General features: G+C 40.5%; 18 protein-coding genes. 4 read left to right on the top strand and 14 right to left on the bottom strand.

Going from position 1 to position 17,170, the window contains the following annotated elements; genetic code table 11:
• Positions 1-65: 65 nt before the first annotated feature.
• The 7 genes from AC0IYG_RS01210 to AC0IYG_RS01180 form a co-directional block, all read right to left on the bottom strand.
• The gene (locus tag AC0IYG_RS01210; protein ID WP_471709318.1) at positions 66-380 is read right to left on the bottom strand and encodes an S-adenosylmethionine decarboxylase family protein; all 315 of its coding nucleotides are present in this window, start codon (positions 378-380) and stop codon (positions 66-68) included.
• A complete protein-coding gene (locus tag AC0IYG_RS01205; protein WP_471709203.1) occupies positions 367-762 on the bottom strand; it encodes a leucine-rich repeat domain-containing protein in 396 nt (131 codons plus the stop codon). The genes AC0IYG_RS01210 and AC0IYG_RS01205 overlap by 14 nt, the downstream gene beginning before the upstream one ends.
• Positions 728-1,084 carry a hypothetical protein gene (locus AC0IYG_RS01200; RefSeq protein ID WP_471709202.1) on the bottom strand — a complete coding sequence of 119 codons (357 nt, stop codon included), beginning with the start codon at positions 1,082-1,084 and terminating at the stop codon, positions 728-730. The genes AC0IYG_RS01205 and AC0IYG_RS01200 overlap by 35 nt, the downstream gene beginning before the upstream one ends.
• Positions 1,077-2,099, bottom strand: a complete 1,023-nt coding sequence (locus AC0IYG_RS01195) for a glycosyltransferase family protein (protein ID WP_471709201.1) — start codon at positions 2,097-2,099, stop codon at positions 1,077-1,079. The genes AC0IYG_RS01200 and AC0IYG_RS01195 overlap by 8 nt, the downstream gene beginning before the upstream one ends.
• 25 nt (positions 2,100-2,124) lie before the next feature.
• A complete protein-coding gene (locus tag AC0IYG_RS01190) occupies positions 2,125-3,453 on the bottom strand; it encodes a bis-aminopropyl spermidine synthase family protein (RefSeq protein WP_471709200.1) in 1,329 nt (442 codons plus the stop codon).
• Positions 3,454-3,457: 4 nt separating this feature from the next.
• Complete coding sequence (locus AC0IYG_RS01185) at positions 3,458-3,979, bottom strand: glycosyltransferase family 2 protein (protein ID WP_471709199.1); 522 nt, start codon at positions 3,977-3,979, stop codon at positions 3,458-3,460.
• 121 nt (positions 3,980-4,100) lie between these two features.
• Positions 4,101-4,817: a hypothetical protein gene (locus tag AC0IYG_RS01180; protein ID WP_471709198.1), complete on the bottom strand. Its 717-nt coding sequence runs from the start codon at positions 4,815-4,817 to the stop codon at positions 4,101-4,103.
• A gap of 1,503 nt (positions 4,818-6,320) precedes the next feature.
• On the opposite strand from AC0IYG_RS01180, the gene AC0IYG_RS01175 reads away from it, so the two are divergent.
• The 3 genes from AC0IYG_RS01175 to AC0IYG_RS01165 all read left to right on the top strand — a co-directional run bounded on the left by AC0IYG_RS01175 (position 6,321) and on the right by AC0IYG_RS01165 (position 9,201).
• On the top strand, positions 6,321-6,539 hold the full coding sequence (locus AC0IYG_RS01175; RefSeq protein WP_471709317.1) for a plasmid mobilization protein: 219 nt from the start codon (positions 6,321-6,323) through the stop codon (positions 6,537-6,539).
• A gap of 185 nt (positions 6,540-6,724) precedes the next feature.
• Positions 6,725-7,999 (top strand): relaxase/mobilization nuclease domain-containing protein, encoded by a 1,275-nt coding sequence (locus tag AC0IYG_RS01170; RefSeq protein ID WP_471709197.1) that lies wholly within the window; start codon positions 6,725-6,727, stop codon positions 7,997-7,999.
• Between the two features lie 125 nt (positions 8,000-8,124).
• The gene (locus AC0IYG_RS01165; protein WP_471709196.1) at positions 8,125-9,201 is read left to right on the top strand and encodes a hypothetical protein; all 1,077 of its coding nucleotides are present in this window, start codon (positions 8,125-8,127) and stop codon (positions 9,199-9,201) included.
• Positions 9,202-9,461: 260 nt separating this feature from the next.
• On the opposite strand, the gene AC0IYG_RS01160 is transcribed toward AC0IYG_RS01165, so the two are convergent.
• The 3 genes from AC0IYG_RS01160 to AC0IYG_RS01150 form a co-directional block, all read right to left on the bottom strand.
• A complete protein-coding gene (locus tag AC0IYG_RS01160) occupies positions 9,462-9,941 on the bottom strand; it encodes a TonB family protein (RefSeq protein ID WP_471709195.1) in 480 nt (159 codons plus the stop codon).
• 270 nt (positions 9,942-10,211) lie between these two features.
• Positions 10,212-10,811 (bottom strand): hypothetical protein, encoded by a 600-nt coding sequence (locus AC0IYG_RS01155; RefSeq protein ID WP_471709194.1) that lies wholly within the window; start codon positions 10,809-10,811, stop codon positions 10,212-10,214.
• A 71-nt stretch (positions 10,812-10,882) separates the two neighbouring features.
• Positions 10,883-11,170: a hypothetical protein gene (locus tag AC0IYG_RS01150; RefSeq protein WP_471709193.1), complete on the bottom strand. Its 288-nt coding sequence runs from the start codon at positions 11,168-11,170 to the stop codon at positions 10,883-10,885.
• 439 nt (positions 11,171-11,609) lie between these two features.
• Between AC0IYG_RS01150 and AC0IYG_RS01145 the strand changes: the two genes are divergently transcribed.
• The gene (locus tag AC0IYG_RS01145; RefSeq protein ID WP_471709192.1) at positions 11,610-12,647 is read left to right on the top strand and encodes a DUF4917 family protein; all 1,038 of its coding nucleotides are present in this window, start codon (positions 11,610-11,612) and stop codon (positions 12,645-12,647) included.
• A gap of 7 nt (positions 12,648-12,654) precedes the next feature.
• On the opposite strand, the gene AC0IYG_RS01140 is transcribed toward AC0IYG_RS01145, so the two are convergent.
• From AC0IYG_RS01140 to AC0IYG_RS01125, 4 genes are all read right to left on the bottom strand, one after another.
• Complete coding sequence (locus tag AC0IYG_RS01140; RefSeq protein ID WP_471709191.1) at positions 12,655-13,314, bottom strand: RES family NAD+ phosphorylase; 660 nt, start codon at positions 13,312-13,314, stop codon at positions 12,655-12,657.
• Positions 13,315-13,731: 417 nt separating this feature from the next.
• Positions 13,732-14,670 carry a sce7725 family protein gene (locus AC0IYG_RS01135; protein ID WP_471709190.1) on the bottom strand — a complete coding sequence of 313 codons (939 nt, stop codon included), beginning with the start codon at positions 14,668-14,670 and terminating at the stop codon, positions 13,732-13,734.
• Between the two features lie 9 nt (positions 14,671-14,679).
• Complete coding sequence (locus tag AC0IYG_RS01130; RefSeq protein WP_471709316.1) at positions 14,680-15,384, bottom strand: sce7726 family protein; 705 nt, start codon at positions 15,382-15,384, stop codon at positions 14,680-14,682.
• 392 nt (positions 15,385-15,776) lie between these two features.
• The gene (locus AC0IYG_RS01125; protein ID WP_471709189.1) at positions 15,777-17,162 is read right to left on the bottom strand and encodes a DUF3427 domain-containing protein; all 1,386 of its coding nucleotides are present in this window, start codon (positions 17,160-17,162) and stop codon (positions 15,777-15,779) included.
• Positions 17,163-17,170 lie beyond the last annotated feature (8 nt).

The raw sequence follows: 17,170 nt of genomic DNA, 5'->3' as shown, positions 1-17,170 counted from the left end.
TCACTGATATATCCCCCGCTGTGAGCAGCTATGCTTCTATGATTAGTTATAAAGAGTACTTTCATTTAGCCGTGTGTGATTTGCAAAATATTAAGTCGGCAGATTTGAAACGCCTCTACAAACGCTTCAACCTTGGCTGGATTGCAACTTGACAACTCTATATACGATGCTCCCCTGTCGGGAAAAGTATGCACAGCAAGATGACTCTCTCCTAGTAGCCAAATTGCTGTGTAACCATCCGGTTGGAAATAGTGCTCCATGAAATTAAGTATGCTATGAGCACTTGTTTTTAGACATGATGAGAGTGCTTGCTCCAGTAACTCAGGCTCTGTTTCGGTTACCCAGATTCTTATGCTAAAAATCGTCCTATTGAAAATCATCATACTCAGTTTCTGGCTGTTCATAATCATCCACTACTAAGCATTTTGGATATTTGATTTTAAAAAGTCTTAACTGCTCTTGGTCAATTTCTGTGCCACAGCAGTGTAGCTCTTCAAGACTTTGAAGGCCAAATAATGGTGAAATATCCTTAACTCTTGTAAAATTTATATTCAATTTCTTTAAATTCCTGAGCTGTGACAATGGGTCCAGGTTATAGATATCTGTCTTGTACAAGGCAAGCTTTTGTAAGTTTATAAGACCTCTTAGAGGATCGATCTGCGTAACCTTTGTTCTGGATAAACACAAGCGCGTCAGGCCTGTAAGCCGGGTCAACGGATCGATCTTCTCAATAGGCGCATTGTAGCAACAAAGCTTTGTCATTCTTGAAGTTGTTACAGATTGGATTAATATCAACAATGTTTGTGTCTCCCATATAAAATTCCAGTAAATCCTTGGTCTGCAACAAAGGTTCCAGAGAAGTCACCTCGGACCCGAAAATGTCAATTTTCAACGGGAACGATAAAAAAGAACTATACTGCTCATCAGCCTCCCCTATATCCAGTATCTCAAAATTTTTATTAATGCCGTTCCAAAAGGCTAACTCCGATAGCTTATTTAAATTTCTCTGAACGTGGATGTTTTTTAAAATTATCTGCTTCCATTGATCATCAAGAGAAGTCCAAAGCGTTGATGTATTATCCATAAAAATCAGTTAGGAGATTCGAAAATGTAAAAGAATACTTGTTGTTATAAATATGCTTTAAACTATAATCACGTGTGTCACTAAGCCACTTTCGGATCATCGACACCGCTTGTGGCACATTCTCGTACAGATAGTGTGGAGATATAAATTCTTCATAACAAAGCCCTTTTGGCAAGATAGGAATACAACCCGATAGGATACTTTTATGTACTGCGTATCCAAAGTTCTCTTGCTTCGCGCAACTTAAAACTAATTTAGCAGAGCTGAGAGTTTGTGCGTGTTCATTTGAATTTTCGTTAAAGATATAATTGAGGTTAGATAGCGAGGACAATCGCTCTCTATACCTAGATGCTATAAAGCCACTGTCCCTTTGTGGAACTGTAATGCAAAAGTTGATTTCGGGTAAGGCTATGCATATGTTAATTAGCTCATCAATTCCTTTATCCGGAGAAATTCTATGCGGAAATACAACGTCTATTTTCTCGTTACCAATTCGCCTCTGCGAAATCTCGAAAGAATCTAGTCCCCAAGGAAAAACCTTTATCTTCCTTTTGTATTGATCTGGACACTTAGTCATCAGGAATTGGGACGGGCAATAAACTATATCAAACATTTCGAAGTAACCAAACTCCGTACTCTTGAACCAGCTCATTCCTGCCTGTATGTCACCTTCTAGAAATACCCCTCCGTGAATCAAAGCACCCATTTTAACATTTAAACCACTTTTTTCGAAATAATATTTTACCAGGTCAAGGCCTGGGAAGAAGAAGTCCAAAAAAAGAATGTTTGAAGCCGTATTAACCTTATGAAGCAGTTCAGCGATAATTTGCTGTTGAATTGCAAAAAACCGATTATCCTCCAGGGTATCTGATGACAAATTATTTTTAAGAGCACAATGCAAACCTATAAATTCTACGTCTTTGCTATCTTTGCGGACACACTTGGCAATTGAACTAGCGATATCTTCGAAGGATGTACTCTCGTAATAGGCTGGAACTACAAGATAATTTTTCACTGAGTCGGATTAAAGTTCGTAATGCTTATAAAATAAATCGCTCACAATGTAATTTTTTAAAAAAAGACAGATCGGGAGAGATTGTTTCGAATATGTATAGACTGGATGTCGAGCTGAAAGACAGTCCACCTATTCCATTTATTTCATTAAATTCATCCGCCCTGACAGTTTCTTGATAGCCCTTGGGAAACGGATAACTATTGAAAGCATTTATAATGTCTTTTACGATAATCCCCGCTATACCAAGTACCCTGAGTAATTCATTTAATGATCTCCCAATAATTGAGGGGTTCATCACCATATAAAACTCCTTTTCCTGCCCGTTGAGATCCAGGATGCTCAAACCGGATAACAAGAATGATAACGCACCATGAAGTGTATAAGGGGGATCGGTTATGAATGTGTGAACCTTTGGCACATTTTTGATAGTTGATAGGAACTTGTCGGAATAAATTTCCAAAAGATCAAGCTCGATACAATAAACATTTTTGGAGTTTGCATAATGCCTTAATATTTCAGGATCCTTTTCAATTACAATCGGTTGTATCCAAAGGTCAGATTCCAGCCTATCTGCTAGAAAGTCATCATCACCTATTATTGCCAGACGAATAAATTCACAATAGGGATACCGGTTGCGAAATAGTTGTCTCCGACGTTCTATCGCAACAAAGTCACATGGAAACTGATTAAACTCCGAATTGGGCTCGAATACAGGAGCGGGATTTCTAACGACGCAAGATTTTAAACGATGTTTAAAGCTAAACTCTGTCTTAATGCTTCCATTTCTTGAAATTCTCAATACCCCAACAGATAACAGAGAATTCAGAATTGGCGCCAAATTGTCAAAATCGGTAATATTATTCATGACATAGGATTCAATACTATCGCAGCTTAGCAGGCGAGCGACTACTCGGCAGTACTCGTCCAATCTTAAACGCATATTCGTTTCCCAGAAGAGGAGCTGATCCGCGTTCATCTCCCAGCAATTGAGCGGCAAATTCGCTAAGTATTTGCCAAAGGCATTAGAAACTATTGTATCGTAATGAACACTGCCAAGAGGGACAATTATTTGACTCTCAGATCCTCCACAGATTAAACTTTCACTATCAAAATCAAACAATCCTCTATCAATCAAGTATTCGAAATAAAAAGCAAAGTCAATATCCTTCGAATCGGATAACGGATGATTGACGTGAACCACATACAACTTCGGGAAGAGTTTTGGCAATCCATACTCTTGAAAAAGTTTAACATTCAATACGTCGTCATCGAATGAATCGGCCTCTCCTGCATGCTCAAACCCTCCAACAGCGTCGAACGCAGACTTTTGACAATAACCGAAGTGTCCAATCATGCTCCTAGCTCTCAATTCTAATATCGTCCGACCCACGAATGAAATGATCCGGTATGCCAGAATTCTTTAACAAAGACTCATATTGCCCTAAAAAAATATCCTGCAACACCTGCTCAGCATTATGTAGGAACCAGTCCCCATTTGTCCATAACCGATTTGCCCCACAGCCCCACAATGCCTCGGTTGCGCACGCTTCTATCACATTTAAAGTTCCCTTGTTAATTAGAATCACATCCTCATCCATGAATATCAACAAGTTGCCCCTTGCATTACTAGCTCCCGCGTTCCGAGCTTGCCCTCTCGGTAGCGTTTTACCCATTGAGATACATCGCATGGATAGCTTTGTGAAATTCTTACTAAATTTATCTACGCATTCTTTGGTAATTTTATCTAAGCCGGAGCCGTTATCGATGACAATAATTTCAAAATTGGAATAATTTTGAATAATAAGGCTAGCCAAGCAATGACGAAGACATGATTCCTTATTTACATGAGAATCACAAGTTAGAACAATAACGGAAATCACGATATAGCATTATTTTGTAGTGATAGAATATGGCCAATGATACTTGCTGGTTCATTATGAAATTCTGTTAGCCGCAGCATTTATGATTTTAATATTAATGTGGAATTTATATTTTGCAACCTTAACCAAAATATTGTTGCCCTCGTACCCTTTTATTCTTGAATTCAAAGTCATCTAAAATTTGTTGTCGCCAATTACGAGGGTAATTTTTCTTATAGCGGCCTATATCTTCGTCATCTATAAGAGTTCCTCTATGAAATTCAACAAATTCCCTATCCATACCAAGTACGTCTGCCTCAAATACGTCTGGTATTTTTGAAGCGTTACTTTTGATGAATTTCATTTCTACAAGGCCCGTTTTTTCTACAAGATTCTTTTTATATCTAAATCTTCCAATAAATTGCTTATTATCAAATGCGTATGAGACATAATGACCTGGGGTTTCATCAATTTCTCCACTATTGAAATTAACTGATGACTCAACTAGAATGTTTGAATCTTCCCTATATTCGAAATGAGCTAACGCATTTCCACTATATGCTCGGTTATTAAGCATATCAAACCATTCCACGTAGAAATAGCCATTAATGTATTTCTCCTTTAACAATAACTTCCGAATTCGCTTACTCGAAAAAAATAGATCATTCACGTAGTCCGTGATGGGACCACTTACAATAAGCGGCAGAAAAACGGATAAAACACAGTATGTTATGGTTAATACCGGGGAACTGGATTTTATGTATTTCTTAAGAATAAACGTAATTGCAAATCCAATTTGAACAAGGGCTGTGGTGATAAATATCAATACTTTGCCATGTCTTTTATTTATCTCCGTCATAGTATACTATTTATTATAAAATTATGATTGACACGTACTAACAGAAAAGAGCATAGGATTTGATACTTACTAAATTTGCTTGATTATGCTGCGCGTAAATCGCCCATCCACAAAATATACCTCTTTAATTTGACGCGCCATAATGGGTTCTATATCCTAACTTTCTATATATATACTCAAATCGATAAAAATTGCCGTAAACAATTGAACATTAATTTGTCGCCTTTCTCAATATCTTAGACACGAAAACCTATTCACAATGGCTGGATTAGAGCCCGCAATTTGATCCCTCTTTAATTTAGCAAAGGATTGAGTCTTCCATATACCATATACTATACGGCCTTGTAAAAATGATAATGCTCTCAACCTAGACCGAAAATTATTATTTTGCCCTGATTTATCAGGTTTAATACCCTCCTGCCAAGGCGTTTGATTTGCCAGGCATCATTCAGCCGAACTGTCAAAGTTCCGAGATAATTCTGATTGACTTCGGCTCGCGACACAAGGTGCAAAAAATCCTCCCTGATATATTATTTCATATCCAGGACTTTAACAGAACTAAATCAAAATGTGAATTTGATCAGGCTTCGAAAAACCAATGGCTACAAAGCCAAGTCATAATATTGATTAGAGTGACATGAAATAGAACAAATTTTCTTCATTCCAGTATAAGGAAACACGAAACGGACATCTTAACTCCTTCACGAGGCCAATCAATCCGTCCTTGTGTCTAAAAATACTGCTTTTTTGTATTATCACTATTCTGATCTCTTAGCTACCTGCATGGACAGATACCGCTCAGGAGCACTGGATCCCACTTGCTCTGATCCTAACAAACCCACGTATTTTCGACGCTATTTGACGATTCTCAATCAAACATAAATACCTCTACGGTAGGCTCAGGAGTGATCTGAATTCAATCACCGTTCTTTGCGGATTTCTGGGTAAGACTTCTACTCCATCAGCTCTGAGTATTACTTTTGATCCTAGTTAGAATTTACATTAGATGCGAAATTCTCCTATTAAAAAATAGTATCGCAAATCCCTCGGCTGCCAAAGCCCTAGTGCGAAATAGTAAAAAATATTTGGCCATGTGCCGTAAGAAAGCGCTTCAACAAACTTATAGAAAACTTCTCGGTATGTTGGTTGCAGATTTGCTAAACGAATTCAAGATCGGACAAACTCAAACATTGTCAAAAATTCTCGAACAAAGACAAACATTTCCGACTGTTCTCGAACAAACACGAATATCTCCGAACAGGCAAGTATCAGCCAGAAACGCTTCCGACCCTAAGGCAAATTTACACAGGATAGGTAAATCCCATTTCAATGAACTAGATTCACAAATCGGCTCAGCACACGGTTTCAAAGACTTTGAAATCCGAATGAGCCGCCTGCTTTGTGCGTCTGGCCAGATGTACGATTTAATACAATCGCCGGTTGCTGCGCACCCGATCTGGCCTTCCCCTCCAAAGTCGGTCCAGGTTTGTGAAGGAGTTTTTAATGTTTGAAAGTGTAGATAGGATAGTGATGAAAGAAGAAAAATCGAACAAGACAAGGCATGTAATCTTCCGGTTGACACCCAAAGAATACGCCACATTGGAAGCCAAACGCAGCCGCACGACATGTCGTAAATTGAGTGAATTTTTACGGCTCTTAATCTTCAACCGACCGGTAACTGTCATCGAACGGAACGGTTCCGCAAGATCAGATGATTGGTGAATTGTCGGAGCTTCGGGAAGAACTAAACCGGCTTGGTAACAACTTTAACCAGCGACCAAACGCCTTAATGCAGTCAACCAAATTTCAGAGTTTAGGAACTGGATCGCCAGCTATGAAGCGGAAAAGACGTTCCTGTTTTCGATCATGGAAAAGATCAAATCGCAAACCGATAAACTGGCTGACCGATGGTTGCAGTGATCCACACCAGCAGCCGGCTTAGGTCAGTGCTGCAATACAATGAGAACAAACTGGAACAGGGACATGCGGAATGCATTTCAGCGATTAACTATCCCAAGGATGCGGATGCCCTGAGTTTTGATCAAAAGCTGAACCGGATTCAGCGACAGCTGGCTTTGAACAAAAGGACAAAGGTCAATACGGTTCACGTCTCCTTGAACTTTGATCCGTCGGAAAAGCTGTGCAAAGAACAGCTCGCGGAGATTTCGAAAGCCTATTTAAAAGGTATTGGATTTGAGAAACAACCCGCCCTCGTATACGAGCACCGGGATGCCGGTCACCCGCATGTGCATATCGTGACGACAAATATCAAAGCGGATGGCAGTCGGATCTCGCTGCACAACCTGGGCAAAAATCAATCGGAGAAAACTAGGAAGGAGATTGAGATAGATTTTGGATTGGTAAAGGCACAAGATCGAAAAGCGCAGGAGTTTAATTTGAAGCCAGTCAGCATCAAAGCGGAGTATGGAAAATCAGAAACCAAGAAGGCCATAGCCAATGTGCTCGACAAGGTTCTGAACGAATACAAATTCACCACGATGGGAGAATTGAATGCAGCCCTCAACCATTATAATGTTGCTGCGGACATTGGCTCAGAGAGTTCGAGGATCAGAAAGAACAATGGCATCTTATACCGCGTGCTGGATAAAGATGGCAACCGGGTTGGGGTGCCCATCAAGGCAAGCGACTTTCATTTCAAGCCAACACATAGATATCTGAAAGTGCGTTTTCTGTACAATGAGATGAATCCGAACCGTACGAAGGATTCGTTACGTGTTAAGAATAGTATAGATTTTACTTTATATGGCAAACAAAACGTATCATTGCCCAGGCTGATCAATATTCTTCAAAAAGACGGGATCGATACGATAACCCGGAAAAATGAAGAAGGCAAGCTTTACGGTATCACTTACTTAGACCATCGTACGAAATGTGTTTTCAATGGAAGTGCATTGGGCAAGAAGTATAGCGCGAAGGGAATTATCGAGCGATGCATCGAAGATCCTTTTTCTCTTCATCAGCAAAAGTCTCAAAGGATAGGGATGGATTTGGGCCAGGCTGCCAGTGCTGGTCATGTTTACCATGCCGGAAGTGGTAGTTCGTTGGAGAATGATAAATCTCTTGATTCTTTGTTGTCTCCCGTTAAGGATGGAGAGTACACGCCGCATCAGTTAAAGAAGCCGAAACGGAAGAAGCAGAAAGGGTTTTCGATGGGATTTTAAAAGTGAGATGCTATATTTAATATGTAACCTTTGTTTTATTATATTAAGGCATGAATTCTTGGTCGTTGTAAAAAGCATGTACGTAGATGGGCACGTTTCTGGTATTTCTAGTTGTCTTTCTTCCCATGGGTTGGCTATTGTGGCGAATGCTGCAATACACGCGTGACACCATCGGCACAAATTCCCCTTTAAAGGTTCAACGGATTTACCAGACAACGTTCCGTTCGTTTTTCGTAGGAATGGACTACCTGTTCGTGATGATGTGTGCGTTCATTGGTGTCTTGACTATATATGCTTTTCTTTTTTCAACATTCTCAGGTCCTGATCCACTGATTGGCCGGGCAATTCTATTTGTGATGTCATTTGTGTTTTTGTCACTGGCTGGAATCATTTTCGCTATTGACCTAAACCATTGGCCGTATGCCCGTGGCGTGGTGATTACCACATTTCCGGATGAGCACGAATTGGACGTGCAACTTCCTGATGCAAGTTTACGCATCAGAGAAGGAGACATTCGCAAAATCAGTATTTATCATAACAATGCAAAGCTACGACTGGGGTTCACTCAATTCCACCTTAATGACGGCGACAGCTTTATGCTTTCGTTTAGAACAGAAGGTTTGGAGGTTATAGAAGAGTATTTTAAAGGCATACCGGTCGAAGAATTTGTGCGGTATGTTCCTCTGATGAGGACGAATTTAGCCGTCAAAAATCCTGAGCATGAACTTCTGGTCAACGAAAATCGGCGTTATGGATTTGTTGCCTTTTTGATCACATTTCTGTTGGGTGTTTGCCTCGTTCTAATGACCTATATGATGTATAAGGACGCGAAATGGCAGGATGATATGTCAACGCGTGCACCCGTTGTCTGCATGAAGATCAAATACGGAACAAGGGGAGCAGGAACCGTAAAATATCCCGATAAGGTCTACGCCGAATACCTGGGAAAAACGTACCATTTTGATATGGGCAGAAAATACTACCGAAGCCTATTGGGTGTCGACACCATCGCAGTTTATTTTGACCAAGCCAGTGGCAGAGCATTTCTGCCCACATCCGGGCAAGTCAAACATTACACTGGTCTCTACCTGCTTATCGCAGGAGCTGGTCTGTTGTTCATCGGGGGAAGTACGTGGGAGATTATCAAGACTGTTAGGAAACGTAACCCGAAGACGAGCACGCACAGTAGCCAGGTATCCTAGACACAAAACTTAAAGGCAGATACGATTGTAGATGCGCTTTCACCACAGCGCAACGAAAGGTACAAAGCAAAAAGTGACGACTTCAAATCCATGCGGCTATTTACCGCGGCAAGGCGCCCCCGGCTCTCGCCGCTCCTTAAACCGCCTTATGGATTTGCAGCCTAGGGGTGAACCCCGTCACTTTTTGCTTTGAGTGAAATGTGCGATTACGCTGAGGTGAAAAATAGTAGTTATGATGGCTTAATTCGTGACCGCGTGGATCACTTAAAAACAATTGGAAGATTGTATTTCATACTTACCGGCACCTGATCTCGCTTCGCAGGTTTCCATTTGGGCATAGCTTCAATCATGTTAACGGCGACATCGACCAGCTCAGGAGCGGACCATTGAATTGTCTCAATGTTCGTAACCGATCCAGTAGTGTCCACGACAAACGAAACCACCACTCTTCCCGATGCGGCCCTTCTCGGCTTGCGCGTGTGCTTTTTAATAAATTTGTACATCTCCTGTTTGCCACCAGGAAATTCGGCCATTTCGCGTACGCTTTTGCTACCGTCCCTGGTGAAAAGATTGTCTTCCAGCAACTTGCCGCTGTCGTCGTATTTCTCATAAGTGTCCAGCTGTCCATTTTCATAATATAAAAAATGCTCACCCACTTGCCGGCCATTTGCGTACAAACCTTTTTGTTTCAATGTTCCGTCCGGATAGAACCACTCGAAAATTCCCTGGCTGCGCTGCATAGCCCGATTTAAAAAAGTGCCTGACATCTGCAATTGCCCGGCCTTATAAAAATCCCGCACATGCCACTTACCACTGTCGCCTGGATAGGCAATCCTGTAATAAACGGCCTTTTTAGGGCTTGAAATTTCGGCCCAGTCTGCGTCGTAATAAATGCGGAGCGTGTCCGTCTGTGCACAAGCAATGCTTGCACTTAATATGAAAAAAGAACGATAGCGTAATGTTTCGAGTCATGCGAGGATCGTTAAATGTATCATCGTTACCAAATTTTACTAACTATCACCAGACTTTTGCTTCTTACGTTTCGGCGGTTTACAAGTTTTACAAAAATCCGCTAATTCGCTGATTTCCTTTTTTACCTGCTTGTGTAGTGAATCCAGTTTTACCTGATCTCGTCCGAGATCTGTTTCCTGATGGGCAGTGGTGCTACGTTCAACATATTCTGTTTCCAACTTGGTATGAATGGGTTGGAAAAAGTTAGCGTCTGAAAAGGCTCCCTTATTTTCGTACATGCCCTGACGAAATTTTCGCGTGTATAATTCGCAAAGGTCGAAGTCATAACGAGCCAGCGCGAGAAGAGATATTGCTATCTCCTGATTTGGCGCGGTAATCATTGCTGCGCTTCGGTTGAAATCGCAAACGGCCTTTGAATTGAAATTCTTTGTGAACATGAATTCATATGAACTCATCTGAAATGAGAAATTGATATGTGCAGGCACCGACAGACTATATAAATCCCCTGATCCAATGCTTGTCCTTACAGATTGGAAATCGGACAGTTCCAACTGGTAATTTTCATCCCAATCGATGATGTTCTGGCAATTGGCGTAAAGTGAAGAGATTAACAAAGCGGCCAGGCAGATGTATTTCATTTAAATGTTATTGTTACGCATTGATGTTATTATCCTATAAAAAAGGACTGTCGCCAACAGTCCTCCAATCTCTACGCTTTCGCCCCCATTTGTTCGAGCCCTTCCCAAAGTACTTTCAGGTCAAACAGCGCTGACTTTTCAGCTTGATCAAACGGGATATCCGAGTGATAAAGAGCCAGATCGTGGATCATTTTGAGCGAATGGGATAATTCCCGACAGCCCTGACAATCGACGATATACAGAAAATCTGCCTGCGATTGCGTCAGCGGAGCGCCGACATCTAATGCGTGACGTGCATCATTCGTTGCGTTGACTGATTGTTTGTTCGAGTCAACACCTGGTCCATTTGAAGTTTGCATTGAAAAATGGTTTGGATGTGAACAAAATGGAGAGGTCACCGCAAACTTCAACGAAGAAACACTTCGGCCAGGTTTCGGGACTTGCACCCGTATGCCTCTCCAAGGCCATTTTGGCCTGGCTTTTCTAATAAAATTCATAAAGTGTTTCTAAAAAGTTTGCGGGGCAAATATAGGGGAATATTCTGATCTGCAACAGGTACTTTGGTAAGCGCTAAATCGAGGCGCAAATCTGCCATTGATCACAATGAGACTTCCAATGATCTACTAATTTCAACGGCAGACAATGCGATCCATCTATAGTCTGATTAATACACTAATGGATATTTATCTTTTAATTTGCGTAGTGGCTTTGCATCCATAGCGCTAGTCAAGATTGTTGAAAGTTGGATGTGCAATAATCAAAACAATTCATTCTAAGCTAATTTTAAACTTTCTGTGTATGGATCTAATGTCATTCGATGAGTGTTTAGCAACTGCAAAAGGTAAAAAGCATCTCCTTCTTGGAAATGGGTTTTCAATTTCTTGTAGACCTAACATCTTTACCTATGGAAATTTGTTTACTCAGGCACAGCCTAAATTTAATGCGCAATTAAGTGATGCATTTACAGCGATTGATACGAAAGATTTCGAGGTAGTCATGAGATCATTGAAAAACGCGGCAGCATTAAGTGAAATCTACGATAAAGGAAACGTATACAATAAGCAAATGATGGATGATTCTGCTTTGCTTAAAAGTATACTAGTAAGCACAATAGCATCATCCCATCCAACGCAACCCGGTGATATAACAGAAACAGAATTCAACATCTGCCGTAGATTCCTTTCCAATTTTGAGAACAAATACACTTTAAATTATGACTTGTTATTGTATTGGACATTAATGCATGAAGACCCATTTGACGATTTAAAAATCAAACACGATGACGGGTTTCGAACACCGAATGAGGGCAAAGCAGAATATGTCACTTGGGAGATTAACAACACAGATTTTCAGACTGTATTTTACCTACATGGTGCTCTGCATTTATTTGACGCTGGCGAGGAGCTACAAAAATTTACATGGGTAAATACAGGAGTGAAGTTAACAGAACAAATTACATCAGCCTTAGATAAAGACTTTTATCCATTATTTGTATCCGAAGGATCATCAAGTGAGAAGCGAGAAAAGATTAGCCACAGTGGCTATTTATCAAGAGGAATAAGAAGTTTTGCGAAAATAGGAGGTAGTCTATTTATCTACGGACACTCGTTAGCAGACAACGACGACCATATCACCAATTTGATACCAGAATCCAAGATTGAATACCTCTTTGTTAGTATTTATGGTGACACAACAAGCGCGGCAAATAAGAATATAATTTTGAAAGCAACAAAGTTGGTTCAAGACAGGAAAACGATTAATAGTAAGAAATCCAGAGGTGCCATAGATCTGCATCTCTACTTCTACGATGCTGCCACTACTTCCATTTGGAGGTAAACACCTGTTATACGGTTGCTTGCTCCCAAGTATATTGTAATTCGTTAACCCGGTAAAATTGTGTAGTCACACACGTCAGCTTATGGTCGTTGAAAACAGCTAGATTAAATCCTGATGGATTCATTGCGCTTCTATATTCCACCGCATCAAATCCAATCGACTTTATAAATTCACACAAAAACTGTGTAGGTAGGTAATCTAGATCACTATCCTGCTTTCTAACTGGCTTGGATAGCTCAGATCCTAGTTTTAGTAAATATGGCTTGACTCTTATAAACTCATCGATGGTGAAACCCTTATTTTCGATATCAAAAGGACCATACTCATCCACATTTTTTAGACTCACTACACTTACCGGTGCATTAGTGACAAAATCTCCAAGGGTAATGGTTTCATGTAAACTTATTCTCGTTTCATACAGTGTTGTTTCTGGATCACTTGAAATGTATAGATAGGGAATACCAACAGGGTTTGCTCTTCCCGCACCTGTCTTTTCCATAGGTGGTTTCCCCATTTTATTAACTGGAAGCAATGTATCCGAGATCCTGCCCCGATAAAAAGCGGTACCTGGTAAATATGTCTTGTTGAGTCGCTCAAACACAGCATCCCAGAGTATCAGTATCAATCTTTTCTGTAAGGAAGAATCGATTTTCACTTTTGATTTCATTAGCAAATACATCCCACTTCAAACCCAACACGAGGGCATCCTCATTGTAGATTGGATTAAAATAAACTTGTTCTACAAACAGATTACCACTATAATTTGCGGACTCTCTGGCGAGATTCTGCAGTAGCAGTTGACACTGTGCGACATTTAATAATTTCCTATTAAAGAGATTGGGCCAGTATGATAGTATATGGTCGAAAAGCAAGACTGGCTCACCATGCGGATCACCAGGATTAAAACTTGAAACCAATGCATATGTGGAGAGCAAGTTGTCAAACTTATCAGCAAGTTGGCCTAAATGAATCAATGGGACCGCAGTCGAGTTCGAAAACTGACACAGTCCCGTAGTGGTCGACATAGAACCGACAAAGTCCTTTAAGGCTTGGTCAGTGAAACAATTAGCACTGCAAAACATAATTAAAGCAGAGATTGCACCAACTCGATGTGGTGCATGATGGAGAGCTTTTTAATAATGCCCAAGCCGGGAAATGCTTGACGGTAGTAATAATCTTTAAACTGCCGAATGGCCAAAGAGTCGAATCGATGATGATCAACAAAATTTACCAACTTTGTTAACGCCTCGTAGAATTTACCCGCAGTATCTTCTATACCGTCATTGCTGTCGGACAGAAAGTGATGAATTCTAATATCCTCGCTGTCAGGATCTTTATATGTAAGGTGTATTGCGACTGCATACGGAAGCATTCCTCCTTCGATATATTCCCCGCCGATTGTAAGATAGTCTGCGTAGCCCTTGTAATTCTCTTCTTTGAAATAATAGTAATCATTTGAGAAATTCTCATCAGGGTAATGCTCGTAATCAGCATTTTTTTTCTGCTTTACAAATGGATCATTTAAGTAAGATACAACCTCTTTTTTGTATTTTCTTTTCAGTCCAAAAATGTGATTGATTTGAATAAAAATATTTTGTGCCGATGTATTATTTACAAGCTCTGCAAGTTGCGCCGTCGAAGATATTTGGTTCAATTGAACAACACTGTATCCCGACCGGTCATAGCCATTTTCAATGATTGTCGATTTTAAGAAACCAAAATCTTTTTCACTATTAATTAAAAAGGTAGGGACTATGTTCCTAAACCCTTGGGCTTGAAGTCTAGAAATGAAATCTAAAATTTCAGCGCTTTTATTTTTTAGATCTCCATGTTCCGGGTTGGCGATTAACTGAATTTGAATATTCAGTTTGTCTAGTGCAACTGCAACTGTTGATATTCCTTTCAAATCCTTTTTTACCGGCTCAATGATAGGCGATATCTTCGCTGGATCCAAAGGTAGTTTCACCAGTTCTCTTAATGCCAGAAGTTCAAATTGTTTTCCACGAAGAAAGGGAAAGTACATAGGTAGGTTTTAAAGTTTGCTGTTCAACCGCTTTATCAAAGTAAGGTAAGAACTAGAATCTAAATTATGATGATAACATGAAAACTTTATATAATCCGGTAAATCATCTGACAAAATCATTTCATTGGTGCTTTTGTTTATTCGCTTTTTTATGACCTCCAAATACCTTTTTTGAACTTCCTTCGGCTCACATAGTCTTAACAATTCTAAGCACGCGGTAAAAAGCATGACCGGAGACACATCAGGAATGTGGCCACAAGTGAGCATTGTCATCTCTAAATATTCCTGCTTGCGAAGCGATTTTAACATTGCGGCACAATCCAGCATACTTTCATTGATGATGGAGCTTCTGTATAAATCTATTTTCCCTTCGTTTGAAAAGGAAAGTATTCCAACTTCTGGTTGTAATATCTGCTTGTACTTTTCAACTTCACTACAATGCGTAATAAGATATACTTCCGAAAAAGCTTTGTAATAATCGGCAATCTGGGAGTTTAAGCGCTCTGGGGAATCCAATTCTGTCTTGATTTCAAATACCTTATTCGTACCGTTCACTAGAACAGCGTCAGCTTTGGACTTTCCGATTCTAAACTCATTCAGCAAGATTGTATCGTCCAGCGAATAATTTTTGAGAATAAAATCATTGAGCAGGGATGATTTGTAAAGGTATTCGTAGCGGTAACCATCTAATAAATGCTGGTAGGCATGCTGGATGAAGATCTTTAACTGTTTCCGGTTTACTTGCTCCCATGCTTTCCCATGAAAGTAATTTTTTCATTCTCTTCACGTACGCCCCCGCCATATCGTTTGTTACCAATGACTTAAAGCCAGAGTTATTTATGAGCCGAGAAAGTGGCCTTGGATTCAATGTGTTATGAGGTCTTTGTGTTTCCATAAGTTTTTCAATATCCCACAGCGGCAACTTATTACACACTACAAAACGAAAAAGTGATTTACACTACAAACCTAATGAAAAATCAGGTTGTAAAGTGACGCTTACAGGATGTCCTGAAAGTCATCGTTCTAATTTTGGGCAGGATCGTGTTCAAAGACAGAACGAGTTACCCCCAGACTTGTTTTAAATGTGCGTCGACTAAATTCTCAGCTCACCCAACCGCCATTTTCGCCATATTCTTCCAAATATAATGCGGAGCTGACTCGCGCAGTGCCCAATTGATACTCATCGGCTTCGCTCCGTAATGGTCGATATAATCCGCCAGGCCCAGGAAGACATAGGCAATCGTATTACTGAATTCATCATTGTTCTTCTCCCGCACAAAAAGAAGAATCGATTTCCCCGTTTGCTTTTGCTTTATATATGACTGCCCCTTGCCGGTTTCAGGCCGGGCCGTGTTCTGAGACTGCCAATGAAATATCTTCTCGCTGACTGCATAATCGTTATACAATGTGGTCGGAGAGTAATTTGCTTCTGTCTTTTCCAGCGTTATGAGCAGCAGCTCGGCATTCTTCGCTTCCAGATTTACGACCCCTTCCCGGTTGCTGGATTTCCTTTCAAATGTGCTTTCACCGAAAGCGGCCAAGATCTGTTCTCTCGAATATCGGCTATGTACTTTGAGTGGTTGAACGAAAGGCAGATCAGCGTCCATTTCGATGTGAGCAATTCCGTCAATCACTAGTTCGAGAAGCTCGACCATTTCATTCACTAGCTGTTCATTTCTTCCAATTTTTGCAATACTTGCCGATAGGTCTTCTGCTCCGCCCGGGCTTTTCCAGAAGTCGTAGTGAAGCATGGTAAGCATTAATTTTTCATGATCGGGCAATGCATTTACATCTACCTGAAACTTCTGCTTCGCTATCCTTAAAATGAATGACAAATAGCTAAATGAATTACAGCAGAGCCATTTTTTCAGTATCGTGCGCTTCGTCTCCTCCTCATTGATTGGCAATAGATCGTCCAACTGATTCGCCAACTGACAGAGTTTGCTCCAAGTTGCTCGCTTGTAAATCGCCTGCAGCGGAATATTATGGAACGTGACAAAGTTTTTAAGCGATAAAGGCAATGTGGTTTGATGCCGGAAATTGGAAATTTTGGTAACGAGCTGATTTGTATTGAGCTGAGTCGCCGACCTGATATTTTTTAGAATAATTTCCTTTGCCTTCTTTTCCAAAACAATGGAGCATCCCAATGGCAAATGTGGAAAATCACGTTCGAGCTCTTCCAGCGTGGAAGTATTGGTTTTACCTATGAGCGCCCTGAATTTGCCTTCAAAATCGTATTCCGGGCGGGCATTGCCAACAAAGTCAAGAACAGTCAAGCACTCCTTACCTTCTGACAGTCGCAAACCTCTACCAAGTTGTTGAAGAAAGACGGTCAAACTTTCGGTAGGTCGTAAAAACAGCACTGTGTCAATTTCTGGGATATCGACACCTTCATTGAAAATATCAACCACGAAGAGGTAATTGATATTCTTCCGCAACAATTTAGATTTAATGGTGGATCTCAGTTCGTCACGGTCGCCTCCGCTGATCAAGTAATCCG

The sequence above is a fragment of the Dyadobacter sp. AC419 genome, assembly GCF_979253085.1.
This window is presented reverse-complemented; position numbering and strand designations above follow the sequence as displayed.

What these genes read in the sequence shown, in the direction of transcription:
- AC0IYG_RS01210 (WP_471709318.1), bottom strand. Translation starts at nt 380, where the DNA reads ATGATTTTCAATAGGACGATTTTTAGCATAAGAATCTGGGTAACCGAA.
- AC0IYG_RS01205 (WP_471709203.1), bottom strand. Translation starts at nt 762, where the DNA reads ATGACAAAGCTTTGTTGCTACAATGCGCCTATTGAGAAGATCGATCCG.
- AC0IYG_RS01200 (WP_471709202.1), bottom strand. Translation starts at nt 1,084, where the DNA reads ATGGATAATACATCAACGCTTTGGACTTCTCTTGATGATCAATGGAAG.
- AC0IYG_RS01190 (WP_471709200.1), bottom strand. Translation starts at nt 3,453, where the DNA reads ATGATTGGACACTTCGGTTATTGTCAAAAGTCTGCGTTCGACGCTGTT.
- AC0IYG_RS01180 (WP_471709198.1), bottom strand. Translation starts at nt 4,817, where the DNA reads ATGACGGAGATAAATAAAAGACATGGCAAAGTATTGATATTTATCACC.
- AC0IYG_RS01175 (WP_471709317.1), top strand. Translation starts at nt 6,321, where the DNA reads ATGTTTGAAAGTGTAGATAGGATAGTGATGAAAGAAGAAAAATCGAAC.
- AC0IYG_RS01170 (WP_471709197.1), top strand. Translation starts at nt 6,725, where the DNA reads ATGGTTGCAGTGATCCACACCAGCAGCCGGCTTAGGTCAGTGCTGCAA.
- AC0IYG_RS01165 (WP_471709196.1), top strand. Translation starts at nt 8,125, where the DNA reads ATGGGTTGGCTATTGTGGCGAATGCTGCAATACACGCGTGACACCATC.
- AC0IYG_RS01160 (WP_471709195.1), bottom strand. Translation starts at nt 9,941, where the DNA reads ATGCAGCGCAGCCAGGGAATTTTCGAGTGGTTCTATCCGGACGGAACA.
- AC0IYG_RS01155 (WP_471709194.1), bottom strand. Translation starts at nt 10,811, where the DNA reads ATGAAATACATCTGCCTGGCCGCTTTGTTAATCTCTTCACTTTACGCC.
- AC0IYG_RS01150 (WP_471709193.1), bottom strand. Translation starts at nt 11,170, where the DNA reads ATGCAAACTTCAAATGGACCAGGTGTTGACTCGAACAAACAATCAGTC.
- AC0IYG_RS01145 (WP_471709192.1), top strand. Translation starts at nt 11,610, where the DNA reads ATGGATCTAATGTCATTCGATGAGTGTTTAGCAACTGCAAAAGGTAAA.
- AC0IYG_RS01140 (WP_471709191.1), bottom strand. Translation starts at nt 13,314, where the DNA reads ATGAAATCAAAAGTGAAAATCGATTCTTCCTTACAGAAAAGATTGATA.
- AC0IYG_RS01135 (WP_471709190.1), bottom strand. Translation starts at nt 14,670, where the DNA reads ATGTACTTTCCCTTTCTTCGTGGAAAACAATTTGAACTTCTGGCATTA.